At 67.2% G+C, this 21,775-nt stretch carries 20 protein-coding genes and 3 pseudogenes; 12 read left to right on the top strand and 11 right to left on the bottom strand.

Going from position 1 to position 21,775, the window contains the following annotated elements; all coding sequences use genetic code 11:
- Window positions 1–3 precede the first annotated feature (3 nt).
- Window positions 4–821, top strand: a protein-coding gene (locus KS03_RS29835) for an IS5-like element ISBugl2 family transposase (RefSeq protein ID WP_088499487.1) whose coding sequence is annotated in 2 segments (ribosomal slippage) — window positions 4–352 and window positions 352–821 — 819 coding nt in all. Because the reading frame shifts where the segments join, the coding sequence is not laid out codon by codon here.
- A gap of 5 nt (window positions 822–826) precedes the next feature.
- Here the strand turns inward: KS03_RS29835 and KS03_RS10685 are convergent.
- Together KS03_RS10685 and KS03_RS10680 are read right to left on the bottom strand one after the other, a co-directional pair.
- Window positions 827–2,134: pseudogene (locus KS03_RS10685) on the bottom strand (SH3 domain-containing protein); the annotation flags it as partial.
- A 52-nt stretch (window positions 2,135–2,186) separates the two neighbouring features.
- Window positions 2,187–2,570, bottom strand: a pseudogene (locus tag KS03_RS10680) (DUF2345 domain-containing protein); the annotation flags it as partial.
- Between the two features lie 413 nt (window positions 2,571–2,983).
- On the opposite strand from KS03_RS10680, the gene KS03_RS10675 reads away from it, so the two are divergent.
- On the top strand, window positions 2,984–3,172 hold the full coding sequence (locus KS03_RS10675; protein WP_017432642.1) for a hypothetical protein: 189 nt from the start codon (window positions 2,984–2,986) through the stop codon (window positions 3,170–3,172).
- Between the two features lie 770 nt (window positions 3,173–3,942).
- On the opposite strand, the gene KS03_RS10670 is transcribed toward KS03_RS10675, so the two are convergent.
- Entirely contained in the window at window positions 3,943–4,191 is a 249-nt protein-coding gene (locus KS03_RS10670) for a hypothetical protein (protein WP_012733515.1), read from the bottom strand.
- 59 nt (window positions 4,192–4,250) lie between these two features.
- Complete coding sequence (locus KS03_RS10665; protein WP_232252177.1) at window positions 4,251–5,189, bottom strand: hypothetical protein; 939 nt, start codon at window positions 5,187–5,189, stop codon at window positions 4,251–4,253.
- 394 nt (window positions 5,190–5,583) lie between these two features.
- On the opposite strand from KS03_RS10665, the gene KS03_RS10660 reads away from it, so the two are divergent.
- Together KS03_RS10660 and KS03_RS10655 are read left to right on the top strand one after the other, a co-directional pair.
- Entirely contained in the window at window positions 5,584–7,146 is a 1,563-nt protein-coding gene (locus KS03_RS10660) for a helix-turn-helix transcriptional regulator (RefSeq protein ID WP_012733517.1), read from the top strand.
- Window positions 7,147–7,305: 159 nt separating this feature from the next.
- The gene (locus KS03_RS10655; protein ID WP_012733518.1) at window positions 7,306–7,488 is read left to right on the top strand and encodes a CsbD family protein; all 183 of its coding nucleotides are present in this window, start codon (window positions 7,306–7,308) and stop codon (window positions 7,486–7,488) included.
- 197 nt (window positions 7,489–7,685) lie between these two features.
- Here KS03_RS10655 and lhpI read toward each other — a convergent pair whose 3' ends face one another.
- The 5 genes from lhpI to KS03_RS10630 all read right to left on the bottom strand — a co-directional run bounded on the left by lhpI (window position 7,686) and on the right by KS03_RS10630 (window position 14,237).
- Entirely contained in the window at window positions 7,686–8,600 is a 915-nt protein-coding gene (lhpI, locus tag KS03_RS10650) for a bifunctional Delta(1)-pyrroline-2-carboxylate/Delta(1)-piperideine-2-carboxylate reductase (RefSeq protein WP_035980332.1), read from the bottom strand.
- Between the two features lie 214 nt (window positions 8,601–8,814).
- On the bottom strand, window positions 8,815–9,432 hold the full coding sequence (locus KS03_RS10645) for a methyltransferase family protein (RefSeq protein ID WP_232252176.1): 618 nt from the start codon (window positions 9,430–9,432) through the stop codon (window positions 8,815–8,817).
- A 243-nt stretch (window positions 9,433–9,675) separates the two neighbouring features.
- Window positions 9,676–10,848, bottom strand: coding sequence for an iron-dependent methanol dehydrogenase (mdh, locus tag KS03_RS10640; protein ID WP_012733521.1), 1,173 nt, complete (start codon window positions 10,846–10,848; stop codon window positions 9,676–9,678).
- A gap of 225 nt (window positions 10,849–11,073) precedes the next feature.
- Window positions 11,074–12,462: a glycoside hydrolase family 28 protein gene (locus KS03_RS10635; RefSeq protein WP_012733522.1), complete on the bottom strand. Its 1,389-nt coding sequence runs from the start codon at window positions 12,460–12,462 to the stop codon at window positions 11,074–11,076.
- 572 nt (window positions 12,463–13,034) lie between these two features.
- Window positions 13,035–14,237, bottom strand: coding sequence for a lytic transglycosylase domain-containing protein (locus KS03_RS10630; RefSeq protein ID WP_012733523.1), 1,203 nt, complete (start codon window positions 14,235–14,237; stop codon window positions 13,035–13,037).
- Between the two features lie 210 nt (window positions 14,238–14,447).
- On the opposite strand from KS03_RS10630, the gene KS03_RS10625 reads away from it, so the two are divergent.
- The gene (locus KS03_RS10625) at window positions 14,448–14,648 is read left to right on the top strand and encodes a hypothetical protein (protein ID WP_017423699.1); all 201 of its coding nucleotides are present in this window, start codon (window positions 14,448–14,450) and stop codon (window positions 14,646–14,648) included.
- Between the two features lie 42 nt (window positions 14,649–14,690).
- Here KS03_RS10625 and KS03_RS10620 read toward each other — a convergent pair.
- Window positions 14,691–15,856: pseudogene (locus KS03_RS10620) on the bottom strand (zinc-dependent alcohol dehydrogenase).
- A 293-nt stretch (window positions 15,857–16,149) separates the two neighbouring features.
- Between KS03_RS10620 and KS03_RS10615 the strand changes: the two are divergent.
- The 4 genes from KS03_RS10615 to KS03_RS10600 all read left to right on the top strand — a co-directional run bounded on the left by KS03_RS10615 (window position 16,150) and on the right by KS03_RS10600 (window position 18,285).
- A complete protein-coding gene (locus KS03_RS10615; RefSeq protein WP_012733524.1) occupies window positions 16,150–16,647 on the top strand; it encodes a YciE/YciF ferroxidase family protein in 498 nt (165 codons plus the stop codon).
- Window positions 16,648–16,925: 278 nt separating this feature from the next.
- Window positions 16,926–17,168: a DUF6566 family protein gene (locus KS03_RS10610; protein WP_017423701.1), complete on the top strand. Its 243-nt coding sequence runs from the start codon at window positions 16,926–16,928 to the stop codon at window positions 17,166–17,168.
- Window positions 17,169–17,217: 49 nt separating this feature from the next.
- A complete protein-coding gene (locus KS03_RS10605; RefSeq protein ID WP_012733526.1) occupies window positions 17,218–17,925 on the top strand; it encodes a succinate dehydrogenase/fumarate reductase iron-sulfur subunit in 708 nt (235 codons plus the stop codon).
- 114 nt (window positions 17,926–18,039) lie between these two features.
- A complete protein-coding gene (locus KS03_RS10600; protein ID WP_230674354.1) occupies window positions 18,040–18,285 on the top strand; it encodes a DUF2795 domain-containing protein in 246 nt (81 codons plus the stop codon).
- Between the two features lie 15 nt (window positions 18,286–18,300).
- Here KS03_RS10600 and KS03_RS10595 read toward each other — a convergent pair whose 3' ends face one another.
- Window positions 18,301–19,182: a LysR family transcriptional regulator gene (locus KS03_RS10595; protein WP_012733528.1), complete on the bottom strand. Its 882-nt coding sequence runs from the start codon at window positions 19,180–19,182 to the stop codon at window positions 18,301–18,303.
- Between the two features lie 123 nt (window positions 19,183–19,305).
- Between KS03_RS10595 and KS03_RS10590 the strand changes: the two genes are divergently transcribed.
- From KS03_RS10590 to catA, 3 genes are read left to right on the top strand one after another with little or no spacing between them, the layout of a single operon-like run.
- Window positions 19,306–20,469, top strand: a complete 1,164-nt coding sequence (locus tag KS03_RS10590; protein ID WP_012733529.1) for a muconate/chloromuconate family cycloisomerase — start codon at window positions 19,306–19,308, stop codon at window positions 20,467–20,469.
- A gap of 27 nt (window positions 20,470–20,496) precedes the next feature.
- On the top strand, window positions 20,497–20,787 hold the full coding sequence (gene catC, locus KS03_RS10585) for a muconolactone Delta-isomerase (protein ID WP_012733530.1): 291 nt from the start codon (window positions 20,497–20,499) through the stop codon (window positions 20,785–20,787).
- Between the two features lie 44 nt (window positions 20,788–20,831).
- On the top strand, window positions 20,832–21,770 hold the full coding sequence (catA, locus tag KS03_RS10580; RefSeq protein WP_012733531.1) for a catechol 1,2-dioxygenase: 939 nt from the start codon (window positions 20,832–20,834) through the stop codon (window positions 21,768–21,770).
- Window positions 21,771–21,775 lie beyond the last annotated feature (5 nt).

Below are 21,775 nucleotides of genomic sequence, written 5' to 3'. Positions count from 1 at the left end.
AGGATGGAAGCGCCAATCATTGACGACGAACTGTGGATACTGATCGAACCATTGCTGCCACCTGCGAAGCTTCGAGCGAAGAGCGATCCTGGTCGCCCGCGCGTGTCCGACCGTGCGGCTCTCAACGGCATCCTGTTCGTGTTCAAAACGGGAATTCGTTGGAACCACTTGCCGACTCGTCTGGGCTTTGGCTCGGGCGCCACATGCTGGCGGCGATTGAGCGACTGGCAAAAGGCTGGTGTATGGGACCAACTGCACGAGTTGCTACTCGACAAGTTGCGTGCGGCCGGCCAAATCGATCTGTCATACGCTGCGGTCGATTCGTCGTCCGTGCGCGCCGTTGGGGCGGGCGAAAAACTGGCCCGAACCCCACCGATCGCGCGCGACCCGGTTCCAAGCACCACGTCCTCGTAGACGCCAACGGCGTTCCTCTCGTTGCGATCCTGACTGGCGCGAACACCAACGACGTCACGCAGTTGCTGCCGCTCGTTGATGCGATTCCACCCATTCGCGGCGTTCGTGGCCGACCGCTTCAGAAGCCCGGCGTCGTCTACGCCGATCGCGGCTACGATTCCACCCGACATCGTCGCGCGTTGCGCGAACGCGGTATCAAGCCCGTGATCGCCAAGCGCCGGACCGAGCATGGCCGTGGTCTGGGCAAGTATCGTTGGGTAGTCGAACGTACGCATTCCTGGCTCCACAATTTCCGGCGCCTACGCACTCGCTTCGAGCGAAGTGCCTACATTCACGAAGCATTCCTCAAACTTGGCTGCTCGATCATCTGTTGGAACATCTTCAGACGAGCTGAGCAGGGTTTTTGAACTGGCCTCTTAGCACGCGCTCGACTTTTCTGAATGAATGCCTCGAGGTCGGGGCCGGCGAACACCTCCAGGTGCAGCAACGGCCGGGTTGGCTTGGCCGGCAGCAGCTTAGCTTCGGTATAGCGCAGGTAATGGCCCAACTGGCCGACCACATCGCCCGCCTTGACGGGATAAGGCCGCTTCAGCACGACGACCGTATCCAGGGGCTGCGGGTTCACGACCGCGTCCAACTCCTTGGCATAGACGTACCCGTAAGGCGCGTGCGGCGAAGGGGTGCCGCCCACCACCGCAGCCGCCGGCGTCCCCGACTTGATGGTCTTGATCTTGGCCCACCCCGGCTTCGCCTTGGCGGCCTCGTCGGTGTCCGACACCGTCAGTTCGGATCCTTTCGGCAGGATTCCAATGATCTTGCCGTTTGGCGTCTCGCGAATTCGGATACCTTTGATCGGGAGCGGCAAATGCGCCGTATCGTCAACGGGGTCATCAGGCTTCGGGATGACCTTGAAATCGCTTTGGATAAATTCGCCAAGCAGGTCGCGCGGCGGTGACGCCGGCGCTTTCGGCTTGGGAACGTCTTGCGAGTCGTTCGCCTTGTCGCCGACCCGGTAGAACCGCTCCCCCTCCCAATACGGCATGGGCGCCATGTTCACCCTGGCGGCGTCGGTCGGTGCAGCTTTGGCCGCTGCGGCTGCGGACTGGTAGCTGTTCCAGTCCATCAGATGCATGTAGAGGCTGAAGAAGGTCAGCGTCTCGCCCGGTCGCGGCTGACTCGATGCCGGCGCAGCAGCGGGAGCCGAGGCTGCAGAAGCGGTACTGGCGGTCGCTGGCGCGGCGGAGGCGGACGGCGCAGCCGGCTGGCCAGCTTTCTGATTGTTGGCATCGGGCTTCGGCGGGGGCGGCGGCAGTTGCAGCCGATGCCGAACCAGCACGAAGCTCGTGGAGTACAGGGCATGGCGGCCATCCTGGTAGTCCTGCTCCGGATATTTGCTGTCCAACCGGTACGCGACCACCTCGCCGTCGGCGATCGCGCGGACTCCCTCGCCTTGTTTGAGGCGTGTAGCGGTGCTCTGGTCGAAATGGATGCCGCCGTGCCACATGCCGTTCGCGCCCAGCGGATAGAAGCCGTCCTCCGCCGCGGCCAACGCCTTCATGTAAGTCATCGGGTCGCTCCCGTCGCTCTTGTCGGCGGGAGTGAAAGGAAATGCCCAGGCGAGCGGCTTGTACGGTTGAGGCGCCGCAGCGCTCGATGTGGCGGGCGATGTCGCCGGTTTGGCGGGCGGCGTATGGGTCCCGGATGAAGGGTGCTGGCTCATGGTGCTCGGAATCTCTCGGTCATTTCTTATCGTGAGGGGCGGCGCGGTACGTTCAGCCCGAGAACGGCGTGCCGCGCCCACCGTCGCCGGCGATCGGCGTGGCCTGCAGCTTGTCGCGGATCGTCCCGCTCGCGCTGCCCGGCTTGTCCCAGGTGGCGCATTTTTCCAGGATCTGGCCGGTCGTCACGTTCTCGATGACGCCGCCCTTGATGCTGATATACGAGCCGCCGGCGCCGATCCAGACTTCGTTCGCCGCGGTCAGCACCAAGCGGCCGTTTGCGCTCTCGATCTTCACGTCCTCCAGGCCCACCACCGAAAGCGGGCCACCCTGCGCCTGGATGTCCACCGGCCCCTTCGCCGCGAAAATCTTGATGCCGAGATTCTGCGCGAACACGCTGACCTTATCGAGCACGCTGGCGAGCAAGGACTTGCCCGCGCGAGGGCGTCTTGCCCGATCGGGGTATCCAGTTTGACGAGCCGCTGATATTGGGTATGCCGGGCGCCCAGCAATTGTTCTAAAGCCTGACTGGCCACGAGGGAACTCCGCATCTTGTTCGGACCGGCAACAGGTCGCCCCGCAGCAAGCCGGCCCGGATGTTATTTGCAGTGGGCGCTAGCCGCCGTGACGGCGGCCAAGGCCTCGAATCGGCTCACCGGCGCTCCTCTCAAAGCAAAATTCAGGCGGTCCGATCAGCGAAGTATGTTATCAAATCATCGTGGCGCCGAGGAAGCAGACGTCTTCGGCCGTCGGCCGGTGCGCGGCCCGCGGCCCGGGGCCAAGCGAAGCGCCGGGACGGCGCGGAGGCGTCATCGGTTGCCTTCCTCTCGCATTCGTCTAATCGAAGCCGGATGGCAACCATCAAGTTTTCAAGTAATCTGCCGATAGGGTGTGTTTTGGAGGAATCCGTGACCGTGCTCGTCATATTGAAGGTGATAGCTGCCTCGTTGCTGGTGCTGGCAATACCTGCGGCTCTCTGTATGGTTTTGAGGTTTGTCATGATGGGCGTTGCTGCATTATTTGAATTTATTTACAAATAAAGCGGGCCTTTTTAAGGCATCGTGTTGCGGCAGAGTCGGATTCATTTTCCGAGAGGGTGGCTTGAGGAGGTGCAGGGGGTAATCGAGCGGAATTTTTAATTGCAATTGGTTTTTATTTTTAGCTGCCGAAACGAGAATTGCCTGTCGCACGTGCTGTTTTCATGGATTGCGCGTGACTTGATGCCGGTCGGCAGGCTGGCGATTTTTTGTGAAGCATGCCCTGTTTCAAGGAATTTGGATTTTCCATTCCAGGAAATAAAGCTTCGATGATTTTGGTGGATGATTGATGCTTTATTTCCTGCCGATGGCCGGCTGATGATTCGCTGCAGAGAGGCAGAGGTACGTTGGAACGATTGCCCGCGCACAGCTTGTGCCGTGTTCCGCGGGCAGCTTACGCTTGGCGGCGCATGCCGAAGCCGGCGCCTTCCCGTCGGGTGGGAGTCGGGGACGAGATGGCCGCTTCGAGGCGGTTCATCCCGATGTCGTTCCGGCGGCCGTTGATCCCTGTTCCAGTCGGTTGTCAAAACCCCACCGACACTTCCGCCGCACCACCCGGCGCGAACGCGTGTACCGCCCACGCTGCGTGTCGCGGCAGCATGTGAGCGGCGCCATTGCCGCCTGACTCGGCGCCACAACCCACGACGAGCAGATCAATCGCCGGGGATGAAAACCCCGGCCGGCGGCGCATTGGCCTTGGCGGTGCGGCCCGATGCTCGCCACCGTCGCCGCGCAACGCAACGGTTGTCGCAGCGACGTGTAGCGAGCCTCGCTTACTGCGGCTTCGAGGCGCCCGACGCCTGCTGTGCGGCGGCGGCCTGTTGCTTTTCCTTCTTGGCCGCCTGATGATGGCCGACCGCACAGCCGAGCACGGCCCCGGCGACCGCATGATGGCCGGCGACGTGGCCCGCCACGCCGCCTACCGCGGCACCTTTCAGACAGCCCTTGGCAGACGCCTGCGGTGTCAAGACCAGCGCGGGCAGGGCGGCGAGCAGAGCGAACAGTGCAATACGTGGCTTCATGGGAATCCTCCTCGATAACTTGAACATCGGACTTGTCGTGGTTGCGGGTTTGCCGCCCGTCAGTGCACGCTTTCCGGGGCGGCGGGCGCCGCGATCGCGCGGTTCGTGCGATGACCGATCAGTCCTGCCAGGGCCGAGACAATCGCCCCGAGCAGCAGAACGATGACGGCCATCCATGCCACCCGGCTCACGCCGGCCGATGCCGCGTCGCCAGCCTCACGGACCTTCTGTTCGCCCGCCTGCTTCAGTTGCTGAAGCTGCTGCTGCGCCTGGTTGTAGGTCTGCTCGTAGTGGTCGGCGATCTGTTCGGCCTCCTGCCGGGACTTGCCGGTGCGCGCGACGATGATGTTGACGAGCGCATCGCGGTCAGCCGCATCCATCGCAGGTTGGGCCTTTGCTTTCAGACGTGCGAAGAAATCCTTCAGATCGGCGCCCGACGACTGCGGGTTGACGGCTGCCTGGCTGGCCGTCGAGCCGGCATCCGCCGCAGCGGCGCTCGCGGCCGAAGCCAGTTGCGACGGTGCGAGTGCCGATTTGCCCGACTGCTTCAGCAGGGTCTCGAGGTTCGCCTCGATATCGTCGAGGTTCGGCGACACGCCATTCCTGCGCAGGGCGGCCTTCGCGCCGGATGCCAGCGTCGGCGCCACGGCGGCGATGCCCTGGCCCGCCAGCGACAGCCCCTGGCCCGCGACGCCCGATACCGCGCCGATCGCGCCGCCCGCCACGCTCGACACCAGATAGACGGTCGCCAGCGTCGTCAAGGACCAGCTCAGGAAGCCGTGCAGCGCGCCTTTGCCGGGCGCCGAACGGCCGGCGAAGAAGCCGCCCGCCGCCAGCGCCAGCAGCGTCGATAAGGCGACCCAGATGCTCGCGGCCGTGCCGAATCCGCTGAAGGGATTGCGGTTGCCGAGCGGGTCGAAGGCACTGGCGCCGATCGCGGTGCCGAGGACGGCGAGAAACAGGTAAGTGGACATCGCCACCACGAAGCCGACGAACACCGCGCCCCACGATGGGCGCGTCGGGATCAGGCGGACGGGTTGGCGGATCGAATCAGACGGGTTCATCAACACTCTCCTTGTTAGTCGGGTGGGCTTGGTGCGACGACAGGCTCGGCTCGCCGGTGCTTCAAGGCACCTGGGCTGCGCGCCTTCGCGCGAGATGCCGGTCGTCGATCCGGCGTGGGTCGGAACAGGACCTCGGCCGGCAACAGCGGACACTGAGAGCAGTGTAGGGACTAGGAGGCACGGGCGAATGGTGCATTCGCACTGTCTGGCGTGGTGCGTATGCCACGGTGGCGCAAAGCTTTGCGGTCCGGCGCGGCTGGTGTCAAACTTCAGCGGGCCGCCGCCATCGCGATGCGGCGCCCGCCTGGATGACATGGGAGAAAGGACGATGGGCGATTCCGCTGAGGATCGTGAGGCCGCCGAGCAGGCACGAATCGACGACAAGGTGTTGCGCAAGCAGACCGACCGCAAGCAATTGCATCAGATCATGAGCGGCCTGACCGAAGGCGTCATCCTGGTGGAGCCGGACCAGACGATCGTGTGGGCGAATCAGGCCGCGCTCGAAATGCATGGCGCCGAGACGCTCGCCGACCTGGGCGCGAATGTGGACGAGTACCGCGAACGCTTCCGGCTGCGCTACCGGAACAACCACGCGGTGCAGCCGGGCAGCTATCCGATCGACCGGGTCATCGCGGGGGAAAGCTTCAGCGACGTCGTCGTCGAAGTCAGCCGGGCCGACGACGAAGACGCGCGTTGGGTGCACCGGATTCGCAGCCTGGTGCTGACCAACGCGAACGACGAGCCCGATTGTCTGGCGCTGATCCTGCACGACGCGAGCGACTGGGCGAGTGCCGAGCAGCGCTTCGAGAGGACCTTCAACGCGAACCCGGCGCCGGCGCTCATCTGCCGGCTGCAGGATCAACGCTATATCAAGGTCAATCAGGGCTTCCTGGAAATGACCGGCTATGTGCGTGAAGACGTGATCGGGCGATCGGTGTTCGAGCTCGACGTGTTCGAGGCGGCGGAGCGGCGTGAGCTTGCCATCGAGCGTCTGAGGGAAGGCGCGACCATTCCTCAGATGGAGGCCGTGCTGAAGCTGCCGGAAGGCATCACGAAGTTCGTGGTCGTGGCCGGCCAGCCGATCGAGATCGGCGACGAAGCCTGCATGCTTTTCACCTTCATGGACCTGGAGCCGCGCAAACGCGCGGAAACCGCGCTCAAGCAGAGCGAGGAGCGGTTCGAGCGCTCGTTCCGGATGAACCCGATCCCCACGGTGCTCTACGCGGCCGACGGCTGCATGACGCTGGATGTCAACGATGCATTCACGGCCACGACGGGCTTCGGCACCGAGCAGATCGTCGGAAAGCGCATCGATGAAGTGGGCTTATGGGCCGATGACGCCGCGCAGAAGATCGCCGAACGGCTGCAACAGTCCGGCAGCGTCCGCAGCGTCGAATTCCGCCTGCGTACCGAGGACGGCAGCGTGCTCGACTGCCTGGTGTCGGCGGAGCCGGTGACCATACATGGCACGGAATGCGTGCTGATGGCGATACTGGACATCACCGACCGCAAGCGTTCCGAAATGGAGCTGGTGTCGGCGATCGAGACGGTCATGCAGGATGCCTCGTGGTTCAGCCGGACGCTCATCGAGAAACTGGCCAACGTGCGCCGCGCTAACGCGCCGGATGCGGGCGCGCATCTCTCGGATCTGACCGCCCGTGAATGCGACGTCTTCGAGCAGCTGTGCAAGGGGCTGTCGGACAAGGACATCGCGAAGGCGCTGGAGCTCTCGCCCGCTACCGTACGCAATCATGTCGCGACCATCTATGCGAAGCTCGACGTCCACAGCCGTGCCGAAGCGATCGTATGGGCGCAGACGCGCGGGCATTTCGGCAAGGCCATCGCGGCGCGTCAAACGCGGAGTTCATCGAGGAAGACGAAGGAGAAGTGACCCGGCAGAAGCTGCGGCAAATGCACTGGGTCGGGTAATGCATTCGCTTCTGGTTCGCCATGCCGGACCTGACGATACTGATTCCATTCCGTATGCAAGCCAGCGGTTGCGACGGAAGACGTTGTCCCATCTCTATCGTCAACCTGGAGGGAAACCATCATGGACAAGAACCGCATTGAAGGCGCCGTCAAGCAGGTGAAGGGGTCGATCAAGGAAGCGATCGGTAAGGTCACCGGCGACCGCGCGACCCAGGCCGAAGGGATTGCCGAGAAGACGGCCGGCAAGGTCCAGTCGAACGTCGGCAAGGCGAGCGACTCCGTCAAGGAGCAGTTTAAGAAGTAACGCGTGAAAGCCCAGAACGCCTCGCCGGGTCGATTCCGGCGAGGCGTTTTGCGTTTGGTGGTCAGGCTGCTTGCCGGCGGAGCGCCCCCAGCCCGAGCTCGTGCCGCGGCGGGCAGCGGCATGAGCGCGTATGCCGCCTGACGACGGCGCGGCAAGCGCGGTTCCGATGCGCAATGGGCGTGACCTTCAGCCCCCGGCTAGCCGATCGCCCGTCGCGCCACCCGGCAGGCCGCCAGGTCCCAGGCGGCACAGCCGACGCTCTTGAAGAACACCGGCGCGCGCGGATCGAGCTTGCCTTCGAGCGCCTCCGCGAGGGAGTGGACCTCGTGCCAATCGACGCGGGCCTGGATGAGGTCGCCGGCCTCGTGTGTCGCGCCGAGCGGATCGTCCACCACGAGGTAGCTGCCGTCCACCGTCGCCTTGCCGATCTCGGCCGCGTCGGGCGTGAAGGCGCCGACTCCGACGACCAGGCGTCCCTCGCGGGCGGGCGCGTCGTACACCGGCGTCTTGCTGGTGGTCGCCGCGATGACGACGTCGGTGTGAGCCGGCACTTCGCCGTCTAGCGCAACGAGGTTCGGCGCCACGCCGCGCTGCTGCGCCACGAAGCGCTCGGTGCTCGCGCGGCAGCGGCCCCGGCACAGGATGCGTGCCTGCGGGAACAAGGCGGCGAGCGCCTCGACGTGGTTGGCGGCCTGCTTGCCGGTGCCGATCAGGAGGCATTCGGCCGGCGGCTTGCCGTGCAGCGTCATGATGCCGAGCGCCGTCACGGCCGCCGTGCGGCGCCCGGTGAGGGTCGGGCCGTCGAGGACGAACAGCGTCTGTCCGGTATGCGCATCGCAGGCGATCACCTGGCCATGGATGGTCGGAAGCCGGCGCTGCGCGTTGGCGGGGCAGACGTTGACGAGCTTGTGGATGGCGAGGTCCGCGGCGCTCGACGGCATCGACAGCATCAGGCCGCCCGCCTGCAGCGGGACGACCAGCCGCTCCGGGCTGACGATCCCGCCAGCGCCGTATTCGACGACGGTCTCGCGCAGCACCTCGATCAGCACGCGGTAGTCGAGCAGCCTCGCGGTCGATTGCGCGTCGAAAATTGCCGGCTCGGCAGGCTTCATGAACGAGGTCCGAATTTGCGGCACCACCCTGGGTCCCTAGGATTTCAACAAGCACGCCGTGCGGTTTTTGGCAGTCACCATGCATCCAGCCGGCATCTTCGCCCTCATCCGCAAGGCCGGCGAGCCGGTGCAGAAAGCGCCCGCGATCGAGCACACCATCCGCCGCGCATCGTGCTCCGGCCGTTCGCGCCGCGATCGTGTTTCGCGGCTGCGGTCAGAAGACGAACGGCACGAGCCGGAAGCGTACCCGGCGGCAGTAGTTCAGGTACGCCGGGTCTTCCCGCTTCAGCACGTCCTCCTCGAGGAAAATTCTCAGGATCAGTATCGCGAACAGCCCGGCGTAGATGAGGCCGTTCTGCCATCCGAAGTTGGTGAGCAGGAAGCCGAGATAGTGCATGAAGTAGCCGAGGTAGATCGGGTGGCGCACGTGGCGGTAGGCGCCGCGCACCACGACCGCGCGATGCGCGGGCAGCAGGCCGAACGAGCGCCCCAGCGACAGCTTCGAATAGATTTCCCAGCAGATGCCGACGGCCTGGATCGCCGCGCCCGCGAGCTCCGGTATCAGGTGCGTGCCCGGCGTGAGCACCAGCGCCGGGTAGTAGTAGGTGGCGCCGAGCGTCAGGAACACGGCGAGCGGCCTCATGTTGCGCGTGGTGGGCGTGCGCGATGCAAGCGACACCGTCACGCTGACGCAGGCGCTGATCACCGCGAGCAGCAACGTGATGCGCGACGGATTCCTTTGCCACTCGCCGAGCGCGCCGTAGGCGAAGTAGCCGAGCGTCGCCACCGCGCCGAGCTTGAAAACGAGGTCGAGCAGGCGGGTGGTTGACACATCGCGAACGTTCGTCATGAGCGTTGATGTTTTTGTAGGGAATGGCCCGGCCCCGCCAGCCGCTGCCCGTGCGGCTGCGGGGGTTCGCGTCGAAACGGGTACGCGGCGGAGCACGGCCCGAGCCGACGCTTGCGAACAGCATGCAGGATATCGCGCCGTCCCGCAACGTCCCAGGGCCGTCGCGTTTCCGGCCACGGTGCGCGCGGCGGCCCGCTGGTGCCGGCCGCGGCATGCCGGCGGCGCCTACATCGCGGCTTCGAAGATGCCGATCACCTGCTTCAGCGTGGCCGTGCGCGGGTTGGTCAGCATGCAGGCATCCTTCTGCGCGTTGCGCGCCATCACCTCGTGGTCGTCGGCCTTCACGCCCAGGCCGGCGAGGCCAGCGGGAATGTCGATCGAGGCCGATAGCGCGCGGATCGCGGCGATCGCCGCGGCGCCCGCGTCGGTCACCGACAGCCCCGCGGTGTTCGCGCCGAGCAGCGCGGCGATGCGCGCGAAGCGCTCCGGCGCCGCGATCAGGTTGAACTCGCAGACGTGCGGCAGCAGGATCGCGTTGCAGACGCCGTGCGGCAGGTTGTAGAAGCCGCCGAGCTGGTGCGCCATGGCATGGACGTAGCCGAGCGAGGCGTTGTTGAAGGCCATGCCGGCCAGATACTGCGCGTAGCACATGGCCGCGCGCGCCTCCATCGATTCGCCGTTGGCCACCGCCTTCGGCAGCCACTCGCCGATCAGCGCGATCGCCTTTTCCGCGCAGGCGTCGGTGATCGGCGTGGCGGCGGTGGAGACGTAGGCTTCCACCGCGTGCGTGAGCGCGTCCATGCCGGTGGCGGCCGTCAGCGCGGGCGGCATGGCCACCATCAGGCGCGGGTCGTCGATCGCGATGAGCGGCGTGCAGCGCCAGTCGACGATCGCCATCTTCACGTGGTTGCTCGAGTTGGTGATGATGCAAAAGCGCGTCATCTCGGCGGCCGTGCCGGCCGTGGTGTTGATCGAGATGAGCGGCGTCATCGGCACGCTCGATTTGTCCACGCCCTCGTAGTGGCTGATGTGGCCGCCGCCCGCCGTGACGAGCCCGATGCCCTTCGCGCAGTCGTGCGAGGAGCCGCCGCCCAGCGACACGATGAAATCACAGCCGTTTTGCTGATAGAGCTTCACGCCGTCGTGCACGTTGACGTCGGTCGGGTTCGGCTCGGCGCCGGGGAAGATCACGGCGTCGACGCCGGCCTCGCGCAGATAGCCGGCGATCGTCGCGGACAGGCCCATCTTGTGCAGTCCCGCGTCGGTGACGATCAGCGCCTTTTTCGCGCCCAGCGACTTCGCCCGCGTGCCCGTCTCGCGCGCGCAGCCGGCGCCGATCAGCGTGACGCAGGGAATGAAGAAGCTGTCGGTGCGGTCGGCGATGCTCAGGTAGCTCATGTTTGCTCCGGATGATGATGTGGGGGTGTCGTTGCTGCCACATCGGTCCTTTGCAGGAACCGTACCATCGCCGGAGCGCACGTTGCGCCAAGGCCCGCCGCGATGCCGTGCCGCTCGCCGGTGCTCCCGATCAGCGCATCTGTGCCGTTTTTGAGCAGATCGGGCGCAGCGGCGCGCGGCGTCACGGCGGGACGCCGCGCGCGCGGCGAGCGGGCGCGGCGCCGCTCAGCGTTGCGCCGGAATGGTGATGGAGGCGGGGCAGGCGAGCGTCGCGCCGGTGTCGGCGATCGGCACCACCTGGCCGTTGGTGCCGCTGGAGGTGGTCACGATGCTGTGGCTGCCCACCTGCAGTTCACCGTTGCTGACCGCGAACGGCTTGCCGCCGGTGATCCGGCTGTTGGTGATGCGGATGCCCGTGTCGCCCGATTTCGGCACCCCGATCAGGCTGTTCGGCAGGCCGATGATGGCGCCCTGTGCCTTGGTGGCGGTGGCGATCACGTTGTCGATGCTGACGTTCGCGATGACCGGCAGGTCGCCGCCCGTGCCCGAGGCATAGGTGTAGGTGAACAGGAACGGCTGCTGGACGTTGCGCATGCAGGTGTTGCGGTAGGTCACGCCGGTGGTCGCGCCGCTGTCCTTGGCGGTCTGGTCGGTCTTGATCCGGTAGCCGAAGTCGGTGCCGCTGAACTGCACCGTGTCGACCGTCACGTGCGAGACGCCGGGTTTCGCGAGCGTGTGGCCCGCCGCCTCCTGGCCGCCGATCGAGATGCCGTGGCCGCCGCCCACCACGCAGTGGCTGATGTCGACATCGCTGGTGGCCGCGCTGCCGGCGTTGGACTTGATGGCGATGTCGTCGTCGCCGGTGTCGAGCAGGCAATTGCGAACATGGGCGGTCTGGGTGCCGATGATGTCGATCGCATCGGTGTTCGGCGCGAGATCGTTGCCGTTCGCGTTGCGCTTCGGGTTCGCGTAGATCCAGACGCCGTCGATCGTCACGTTCTTCGAGCCCGACTCGATCACGAGCTGCTCTTTCGGCGAATTGCGGATGATGAGCGCGTTGCCGGGATCGTTCGACGCGCTCGGAAAGGCCACGATCGATTGCGGCTTGCCCGCGTCGGTGAAATTCGAGCCGATCTGCAGGTTCGAGCCCGTCAGCTTGATCAGCCGCGGCCGTGCCGTGTTGTTCTTGCCCACCGCGCTCGCCCAGTAGCTCTGTCCGTCGCCGTCGATCGCGCCGGTGCCGGTGAGGGTCACGTTGCTCAGACCGCTGCCGGTCAGCATCGCGCCGTCCGAGGGCTGGCCCGGCGAGCCCTTCAGCGTGAAGCCCTTTTCCAGCTTCAGCACGATGTTGCTGGCGAGCTTGACGCTCGTGATGACGGCCGTGGACACGCCGTTGTTGGCGCGCAGGTCGATCAGGCCCGGGTTGCCGGCGGCGCCCGAGCACCGGTTGATCGCGCTTTGCAGGGCGCTCGTGTTGGCGGCCGGCGAACTGCTCCATTGCGGCGTCGCGCAGCTCGCTGCATGGGCGGCCGGCGGCGCGGCGAACGCGATCAGGCTGGCGAGCGCGCCAAAGGTGGCCGTGACGCTGGTGCGGACGCGGTTTCTCGGAGTCATGTCGTTCCTTGCTGTCGAGTGGGGAAGGGGAAAGCGGATTCGGCTCCCGCCGCCGGCCGTCGCGCGAGGCGCGGCAGCCGGGCGGCGCGTGCCCGGTGCTTGATCAGTGATCCTGATCGTCAGGCTGCCGCCACCAAGCGTTCCTGCGTCGAATGGGCCGCGCTCACGGCGGTCTCCTCGCCGTTGGCGTCATTCGGGCGGCGCATCGATTCTTGTCATAGGACGTCGTTACGACCTGAGGTTCCCGGTAGTCGAACGACAAGCTACCGGATTTCCGTGTCTCTCCAATGAACGAATAATTTCAGGTGCTATTCGCGATTCTTGAATGGTTGTGCAGCGCTTTTGGCGCGAAGCGCGGAAACCACGCCTGCTCCGGATGATTTTGATCATAGCGATTTGGTCATACGATGTCACATAAATAAAAGACATCGCGCGGCAAAGAAAACGACGGCCGTTGTCGACCGCGCGGCAGCGGGCATCGGCACGGCGCCGCCGCCGCGGCGCCGCGCGTGGCGGCGCGTGTGGGGTGGGGGTGGGGTGGTGGGTGTGGCGGGGGAGGGGCGGGGGAAATGCTATTTCGTCAGGTACCAGAGCGCGCTGGTGCTGTTGCGCGCATCGGCGGCCGACTTCCTGGCGGGCGCCGGGGCGGCGGGCGCGGCTGCCGGCGCCGGCCCGGTCTGCGCCGTGGCGAACGTGGCGGCTGAATTGGCCGGTGACTCGACGTTGGGCAGCTTCGTCGGCCCCGGCACCGTCGTCGGGGTCGACACGTACCAGAGCGCATCGGTGCCCACCGCCCCGGCGCCGCGCGACTTCGACGCCGCGGCGCCGGCCGCGGCCGCGGCGGAGGCCGCCGCCTGCATGCCCGGCGGCAGCGGCGCGTTGTTCGGCCGGCGCTGGGCCTTGGCCTCGGCGCCGCCGAGCTGGAAGATCAGCGAAGGCTCGAGCGACGAGATCACCGCATAGGGCGGCTGCGATTCCCAGCGCAGCACCGCGCGGCCGTGCGGCGTGTCGGCGAAGATCGCCGGCACCCGCTTCATGTCGCTGAACTGCGCGTAGATCCGCTTGCCATCGTCGAACACCTGCACCGGTTTGACCTCGGGCGCGCCGCTGATGTCCCAGCCGAAGTTGTACTGGCCGGGCGCCGCCGCTGAAATCGCCGGGGACGGCGGCGCGCCGGCGGGAGCCGCCGCCGGTGCGTTCGCGGCCCGCGGCGCCGCCAGCCTGACCTGGTTGACCTCGAGGCTCGCGAACGGGTTGTAGGTCTGCGGCGGTATGAAGGAGGGCGGGAGAATGGGCATCGGGGAGTCCGCTGTGCTGATGATCGACTGGGCCGCGTCGTAGACCTTGCGTGCGTAGGCGAGCCGCTTGTCGGGCGCGCTCGCGTTGTACGCGCCGATCGCGTTCCAGGTCGGTCCGAATTGGCGAATGTTTTCGGAGAGGATCCAGGCGCCGACATAGGCGTTGGTGCAGGGATCGAACAGGCTCTGCTCGGTGATGCCCTCGCGCGCGAGGCGCGGCAGCCACGAACTGTTTATCTGCATCAGGCCGATGTCGAACGTGCCGTTGCTGTTCGGGTTGATCACGTTGGTGCGGGTGCCCGATTCGACCTGCGCGATCGCACGCATCAGGCCCACGTTCACGTGCTGGAACGCGGCGGCCTCGTCGATGCAGTCGGCCCGCGCGATGCCCGGACGGCCCAGTACGATCGCGACCAGCGCGCCGAGACAAAGCGGCGCGACTCCGCGGAGCGCAATTTTCCGGTATCGCATGGCCATGGTTTTTCTGGTTGAGACGACGGCTTTGGGGGAGGCAGCAAGAAAACAGCGGCATTTTACCCGGCTTGGAAAAAATCCCAAGCCCGGGATGGCGTGTCCGGCCGGGCCGATCGGCGCGGCGGCCGCGCGCGACGCCTTGGGCGGCCGGGCCCGGAAATTGCGACGGGACAGGCTGCCCGCGCGCCAGGTCGCGCTCATCCGGAGGAGCCCATGCCGTTCATCGAACCGACATCATGCCAGGCGGATTGCCCGGAAACCGGCGCGGCGGAGCCGCCGCAGCAGGCCGGCGGCGCGCGCTCGGCCCCCGGCGCCCCGGCCGGGCTGCGGGTGCGCTATGCCGGCACGGTGAGGGTGGAAGGCGGGCGCATCGCCCGCAGCGATCACCTGATCAGTTTCGAACCCGACGAATAGATCGCCGGCGCGCGGTGGCCGCGCGCGCCGCCCGGGCCGGCTTCAGGGCTTCATCACCACCTTGACGCAGCCGTCGCGCTTGTCGCGGAACGTCTCGTACATGCCCGGGCCGGCCTCGAGCGAGACCGAATGCGTGATCACGAACGACGGATCGATCTGGCCGCGCTCGATGCGCGCCAGCAGGTCGCCGCTCCAGCGTTTCACGTGCGTCTGCCCCATGCGCCACGTCAGCCCCTTGTTCATCGCGGCGCCGAACGGGATCTTGTCGAGCACGCCGCCATAGACGCCCGGTATCGAGAGGATGCCGGCCGGCAGACGTAGATCATCTCGCGCAGCACGTGCGGGCGATCGGTTTCGAGCATCACGGCCTGCTTGACGCGGTCGTACATCGCGTCCAGCGAGCGGGTCGCATGCGATTCCATGCCGACCGCATCGATGCATTTTTCCGGACCCCGGCCGGCCGTCAGCTCGTTCAGGCGCTCCAACACGCTGTCGTGATCGAAATCGATCGTGACCGCGCCGCCCTGGCGCGCCATCTCGAGCCGCTCCGGCACGCGGTCGATCGCGATCACCTGCTGCGCCCCGAGCAACACGGCGCTGCGAATCGCCATCTGCCCGACCGGCCCGGCGCCCCATATCGCCACCGTATCGGTGGGCTCGATATCGCAATTGACGGCGGCCTGCCAGCCGGTCGGCAGGATGTCGCCGAGGAACAGGGCCTGTTCGTCGGCGAGGCCGTCGGGCACCGGAATGTGGGTGGTGTCGGCCAACGGCACGCGCACATATTCGGCCTGCCCGCCGGGATAGCCGCCCGTGAGGTGCGAATAGCCGAACAGGCCGGCCGTGGTGTGCCCGAACAGCTTGCTCGCCTGGTCGCGATTGCGGTTGCTGCGCTCGCAGACCGAGAAATTGCCGCGCCGGCACTGGTCGCATTCGCCGCAGAAGATCGTAAACGGCACGACCACGCGCTGGCCGAGCCGCAGGGTCCGGTTTTCCTTGCCGAGCTCGACCACTTCGCCCATGAATTCATGGCCCATGATGTCGCCATGCTTCATGCCCGGCATCAGGCCGTCGAACAGGTGCAGATCCGAGCCGCAGATCGCGCAGGTGGAGACGCGCACGATCGCGTCCCGTCCGTCCTCGATGACCGGGTCCGGTACCGTATCGCAACGAATGTCGTGCTTGCCATGCCATCGTAGTGCTCTCATCGTCGTTTCTCCGGAAGGGGCGGGCAGAGCGGCGGTCGCCGTCCGCCGTGCGGTTGCGCAAGCGGCGTTCCGCCCGCGGCCGCCTTTCGCTGGCGGCGCAGCTGTCAGCCGCTGCACGAGCCGCGCGATGCCGATCGTTAAGCGATGCAAAATTTCCAGGCGCGAAAAAAGCGCCCGTCGGGCGGCCGGCGCGGCCGGTCCTTGCCGCGGCATGCCGTGCGGCGCACGGGGCGCGGCTCGGGTACGGCCGTTGCAGCATGGGAGACTCCACCCACCCGAAACAGGAGTCAGTCATGGCACAACGAAAAACCGTCGACGATTTGTTCGTCCACATGCTGTCCGATATCTACAGCGCGGAGAAACAGCTGACGCGCGCGCTCGGCAAGCTGGCCCGCTCCGCTTCCGATCCGAAGCTCGGCGAGGCATTCAACGCCCATCTCGAGGAGACGCGCGGCCAGGTCGAGCGCATCGACCAGGTGGTGGAGACCTGCGGGCTGCGGCTCAAGCGCATCAAATGCGTGGCCATGGAGGGGCTGATCGAGGAAGGCGAGGAACTGATCGACGAGATCGAGAAGGGGCCGGTGCTCGATGCCGGCCTGGTGGCGGCGGCGCAGAAGGTCGAGCACTACGAGATCGCCGCATACGGCAGCCTCTGCGCGATCGGCAAGCAACTGGGCCTGGAGCCGGCCGTCAAGCTGCTGGCGCAAACGCTCGAAGAGGAAAAGGCCACCGATCTGAAGCTCACGGAGTTTGCCGAGCAGGCCGGCAACGCGAAGGCGGCCGGCCGATGAAGCGCGGCGCCGCCGCGCTGAACCGGTTGGTCGCGCCGTCGCGCGCGGCCGGCTGCGCGCGGCTTCGGCGCCGGTGGCGGCCGTCATGTCCACGGCCGCGGCCGTTCGTCCGCGTAGGCGTACCGGTGCCGATTTTCAATCCTTGCAGCGCGGGCATGCAGCGCGACGCAGTGCGCGCGGCCACGCGGGGCGCACCGCCGGGCATGGGCGATGCATCACCGAGTTGGCGGCTGCCGGCGCTTGCGCGCGGCGCGTATTTCCGACCATCAGGAGGCAACGTGCAGGAAGCGACCCATCCCCCGACCACCGAGCTCTATCGTGGCCATGAAATCCAGGTCGGCGCGCGGCGCAACGCGCGCGGCGGCTGGCTGCCCGAGATCGCGATGTATCGCGACGGCCGCCCCGTCGATTGCCCGATGCCGGAGCCGGGCGGCCCGCAATGGCAGACGGCGGCCGAGGCGGTGCGCGACGGCCTCGAGCGCGGGCGCTATGTCATCGACCACGGCGAGGCCTTCGAATGAGCCGGTCATGCCCGAGCCCGCACGGGCGCCGCGAACCGGAGACACGACTATGAGCGACCACCGCGTGCTGCATGTGTACCGCTATGATCCCGACCGCGACGCGCGGCCGAGGCTGCAGACCTACGAGATCGAACTGGCCGCGGGCGAGCGCATGCTGCTCGACGTGCTCGGCAGGCTGAAGGCGCTCGACGAGACGCTGGCGTATCGGCGTTCGTGCCGCGAGGGCATCTGCGGGTCCGATGCGATGAACATCAACGGCCGCAACGGCCTCGCGTGCCTGACCAACCTGCGCGAGTTGCCGGCCGAGATCACGCTGCGGCCGCTGCCGGGGCTGCCGGTGGTGCGTGACCTGATCGTCGACATGACCGATTTTTTCAACCAGTACCACTCGATCCGCCCGTACCTCATCAACGACACGCCGCCGCCCGAGCGGGAGCGGCCGCAGTCGCCCGAGGAGCGCGAGCAGCTCGACGGGCTCTACGAATGCATTCTCTGCGCCTGCTGCTCGACGCAATGCCCATCGTACTGGTGGAATCCCGACAAGTTCGTCGGGCCGGCCGGGTTGCTGCAGGCCTACCGCTTCATCGCCGACTCGCGCGACCAGGCCACCGCCTCGCGGCTCGACGATCTCGAGGACCCCTACCGGCTGTTTCGCTGCCGCACCATCATGAACTGCGCGAGCGTGTGCCCGAAGGGCCTGAACCCGGCGCAGGCGATCGGAAACATTCGTTCCATGCTGACGCGCCGCACGGTCTGAGGCGCGAGCGATGCATCCGTTGTGGCGATGCCGCGCCGCCTCGCGCGCGACCTCGCAGCCCCGGTGGCGTCCGCGCCGCGGCCGGCCCACCCCATCTACGCAGGAGAGCGCATCATGACATCCTCACCTTCCCAACCGCGTCAGGCGGGCCACGGCGAGTCGAACGACGGCCACGCGAGCCCGATCGACCTCCAGAAGGCCCTCAAGGGCGTCGCTTATCCGGCCGTCAAGGCCGACCTGGTCAAGCATGCGCGCGACGGCAGCGCCGACGATGCGGTGCTCGACCTGCTGCTGAAGCTTCCCGATGGCGAGTACGAGACCCCGGCGGCGGTGTCGAAGGCGGTCGGCAAGCTGCATTAGCCGCGCCGCCCCGCGCTACCGATAGACTTCCTCGATCAGCGCCTCGACCAGCGCGATGTAGGGCGAGCGGTCGTTGAGCCGGTAATTGAGGATCACCGGCGAGGTCACGCGCTCGCTGTCGATCAGCCGGTAGTCGAGATCGTGGCGCATCTGGCACGCCGAGGCGGGGATCAGGCAGACGCCGAATTCGGCGGCCACCAGCCCGAGTGCGGTCTGGATCTCGCGTACTTCGAGCACCTCGTCGAGCGCCACGTCGTGGCCGTGCAGCGCGTCGAGCACCTGGTCGGCGAAGCCGGGGCGCGGCTCCTTCGGATAGACGATCAGCCGCTGCCCGGCCAGCAGACCGATCGGCAGCGGCGCCGCGCTGCCGGCCAGCGGCGAGGATTTCGGCACCGCCACCGCAAGCCGCTCCTCCTGGATCACGATGCCGGCCACGCCCGGATCGCTGTGGCGCACGCGCCCGAAGCCGAGATCGATGCGGCCCGCCTTCAGCGCGTCGAGCTGCTCGACCGACATCAGCTCCACCATCCGGATCTCGAGTTCCGGCGCGCGCGTGCGCAGCATCTTCAGCAGCGCCGGCAGGTGGCCGTAGAGCGTCGAGGCGACGAAGCCGATCGACAGCACGGCGCGCTGGTGCAGGCCCACGCGGCGCGTGGCTTCGCGCGTCTGCTCGACGCGTCCGAGGATCTGGATCGCCTGCTCGTGCAGCAGCCGGCCCGCGTCGGTCAGCTGCACCGGACGGCTGTCGCGGATCACCAGTTGTACGCCGAGCTCCTCCTCGAGCAGCTGGATCTGGCGGCTCAGCGGCGGTTGCGCGATGTGCAGCTGCGCTGCGGCGCGCGTGAAGTTGCGTTCGCGCGCGACGGCGACGAAATAGCGGAGCTGGCGAAGATCCATGGCGGCCGGGCGGCGGGCGGGGCGGAGCGTTGAGGGGATGTGACGGACGATATCTTAAAGGTATCGTGCCGGATAAAAAAGGTGTTGGACGCGCCGCGCCCGCGCCCCGTATAAATCGATGCCATGAACTCCGCCACCGCCGCCTCCGCCCCGTCCCGCGCCACCGTCGAGCGCGTCGAAACCTGCCTCGTCGATCTGCCCACGATCCGCCCGCACCGGCTGTCGGTGGCCACCATGCACGGGCAAACCCTGATGCTGGTGAAGCTGTTCTGCAGCGACGGCGTGGTCGGCATCGGCGAGGGCACCACCATCGCCGGCATGGCCTACGGGCCGGAGAGCCCGGAGGCGATGAAGCTGGCGATCGACGCCTATTTCGCGCCGGCCATGATCGGCCGCGACGCCACGCAGGTGCAGGCGCTGATGGCGCACCTCGGCAAGCTGGTGCGCGTCAATCACTTCGCCAAGAGCGCGCTGGAGACGGCGCTGCTCGACGCGCAAGGCAAGCGGCTGGGCGTGCCCCTGAGCGAACTGCTCGGCGGGCGCCGCCGCGAGCGGCTGCCGGTGGCGTGGACGCTCGCCTCGGGCGACACCGCGCGCGACATCGAGGAGGCCGAGCGGATGATCGAGGCTCGCCGCCATCGCGTCTTCAAGCTGAAGATCGGCGCGAGGCCGGTGGAGGCCGACGTGCGCCACGTGGCCGAGATCTGCCGGGCGCTGGACGGGCGCGGCACGGTGCGGGTGGACGTCAACATGGCCTGGAGCGAGACGCAGGCGGCCCGCGCGATCCCGGCACTGGCCGAGGCGGGCTGCGAGCTGGTCGAGCAGCCGGTGGCCTCGCCCGCCGCGCTGGCGCGCCTGACGCGCCGCTACCCGGTGGCCTTGATGGCCGACGAGATCCTGCAAGGCCCCGAGAGCGCGTTCGAGATCGCCCGGCAGGGCGGCGCCGACGTGTTCGCGATTAAGATCGAGCAGAGCGGCGGCCTGTTCGCGGCGCAGCGCGTGGCGGCGGTGGCCGACGCGGCCGGCATCGAACTCTACGGCGGCACCATGCTGGAGGGCGCCGTCAGCACGATCGCCTCGGCGCAGCTGTTCGCGAGCTTCGCGAATCTGCAGTGGGGCACCGAGCTGTTCGGGCCGCTGCTCATCACCGAGGAAATCCTCACCACGCCGCTCGACTATCGCGATTTCGAGCTGACCGTGCCCGCCGGCCCCGGCCTCGGCATCGAGCTCGACGAGGCCAAGCTGCGCCGCTTCACGCGCGACGGGCTGATCCGCGTGACCCGTTGATTCCCATCGATCGAAAGGAACCCCGAGATGCTTTTCCACGTGCGCATGGACGTCAATCTGCCGGCCGACCTGCCCGCCGACGTCGCCGACGCGATCAAGCTGCGCGAGAAGGCCTATTCCCAGGAGCTGCAGCGCAGCGGCAAGTGGCGCCACATCTGGCGTATCGTCGGCGAATACGCGAACGTCAGCGTGTTCGACGTCGAGAGCAATGCCGAGCTGCACGAACTGCTCACCGCGCTGCCGCTGTTCCCTTACATGACGATCTCGGTCATGCCGCTGTGCCGGCACCCGTCGTCGGTGCGCGACGGCGACGCCTGAGGACGCCGGCGCGCCTCGCCCCTATCAACAAGGAGACAATCCCCATGAACGTTCAGGTGTTTCAGACCCAGGAAGTGCAGGACCTGCTCAGAGCCGCGGCGAACCTCGAGGACGACGGCGGCGGCGACGCGCGCCTCAAGCGCATCGTCCACCGGCTGCTCGGCGACCTGTTCCGCGCCATCGACGAGCTCGACATCACGCCCGACGAGGTCTGGGCCGGCATCCACTACCTCAACAAGCTCGGCCAGGACGGCGAGGCGGCGCTGCTCGCCGCGGGCCTCGGCCTCGAGAAGTACCTGGACATCCGCATGGACGCCGAGGACCGCGAGGCCGGCATCACGGGCGGCACGCCGCGCACCATCGAGGGGCCGCTCTACGTGGCCGGCGCGCCGGTGCAGGACGGCGTGGCGAAGATCGATCTCGACGCCGACGAGGACGCCGGCCCGCTCGTGATCCACGGCACCATCAAGGGGCCGGACGGCAAGCCGGTGGCGGGCGCGGTGATCGAGTGCTGGCACGCCAACTCGAAGGGCTTCTATTCGCATTTCGATCCGACCGGCGCGCAGACCCCGTTCAACCTGCGCGGCGCCGTGCGCACCGGCGCGGACGGCCGCTATGAGTTTCGCACGCTGATGCCGGTCGGCTACGGCTGCCCGCCGCACGGCGCGACCCAGCAGCTGCTGAACGGGCTCGGGCGCCACGGCAACCGCCCCGCGCACGTGCATTTCTTCGTGACCAGCGAGGCGCACCGCAAGCTGACCACGCAGTTCAACATCGAGGGCGATCCGCTGATCTGGGACGACTTCGCCTATGCCACGCGCGAGTCGCTGATTCCGCATGTCGTCGAAAAGACGGGCGGCGCGGCGCTCGGCCTGAAGGCCGACGCGTACCGGGCGATCGAATTCGACATCGTGCTGACCGCGCGGGTGGCCGGCCGCGACAACCAGATCGTGCAGCGCCCGCGCGCCTCGGCCGCCGCCTGAGTCCC

Origin of the sequence: Burkholderia glumae LMG 2196 = ATCC 33617 (assembly GCF_000960995.1) — a bacterium.
Classification (GTDB): Bacteria; Pseudomonadota; Gammaproteobacteria; order Burkholderiales; family Burkholderiaceae; genus Burkholderia; species Burkholderia glumae.
Note: the sequence above shows the minus strand (reverse complement) of the source record. Positions and strands in the feature narration are given on the sequence as shown.

Coding starts and splice junctions, on each gene's coding strand:
- catA (WP_012733531.1), top strand. CDS start 20,832: ATGAACGTTCAGGTGTTTCAGACCCAGGAAGTGCAGGACCTGCTCAGA.
- lhpI (WP_035980332.1), bottom strand. CDS start 8,600: ATGAAGCCTGCCGAGCCGGCAATTTTCGACGCGCAATCGACCGCGAGG.
- KS03_RS10590 (WP_012733529.1), top strand. CDS start 19,306: ATGAACTCCGCCACCGCCGCCTCCGCCCCGTCCCGCGCCACCGTCGAG.
- mdh (WP_012733521.1), bottom strand. CDS start 10,848: ATGAGCTACCTGAGCATCGCCGACCGCACCGACAGCTTCTTCATTCCC.
- KS03_RS10675 (WP_017432642.1), top strand. CDS start 2,984: ATGGCAACCATCAAGTTTTCAAGTAATCTGCCGATAGGGTGTGTTTTG.
- KS03_RS10605 (WP_012733526.1), top strand. CDS start 17,218: ATGAGCGACCACCGCGTGCTGCATGTGTACCGCTATGATCCCGACCGC.
- KS03_RS10630 (WP_012733523.1), bottom strand. CDS start 14,237: ATGGCCATGCGATACCGGAAAATTGCGCTCCGCGGAGTCGCGCCGCTT.
- KS03_RS10595 (WP_012733528.1), bottom strand. CDS start 19,182: ATGGATCTTCGCCAGCTCCGCTATTTCGTCGCCGTCGCGCGCGAACGC.
- KS03_RS10600 (WP_230674354.1), top strand. CDS start 18,040: ATGACATCCTCACCTTCCCAACCGCGTCAGGCGGGCCACGGCGAGTCG.
- KS03_RS10615 (WP_012733524.1), top strand. CDS start 16,150: ATGGCACAACGAAAAACCGTCGACGATTTGTTCGTCCACATGCTGTCC.
- KS03_RS10655 (WP_012733518.1), top strand. CDS start 7,306: ATGGACAAGAACCGCATTGAAGGCGCCGTCAAGCAGGTGAAGGGGTCG.
- KS03_RS10635 (WP_012733522.1), bottom strand. CDS start 12,462: ATGACTCCGAGAAACCGCGTCCGCACCAGCGTCACGGCCACCTTTGGC.
- KS03_RS10625 (WP_017423699.1), top strand. CDS start 14,448: ATGCCGTTCATCGAACCGACATCATGCCAGGCGGATTGCCCGGAAACC.
- KS03_RS10660 (WP_012733517.1), top strand. CDS start 5,584: ATGGGCGATTCCGCTGAGGATCGTGAGGCCGCCGAGCAGGCACGAATC.
- catC (WP_012733530.1), top strand. CDS start 20,497: ATGCTTTTCCACGTGCGCATGGACGTCAATCTGCCGGCCGACCTGCCC.
- KS03_RS10670 (WP_012733515.1), bottom strand. CDS start 4,191: ATGAAGCCACGTATTGCACTGTTCGCTCTGCTCGCCGCCCTGCCCGCG.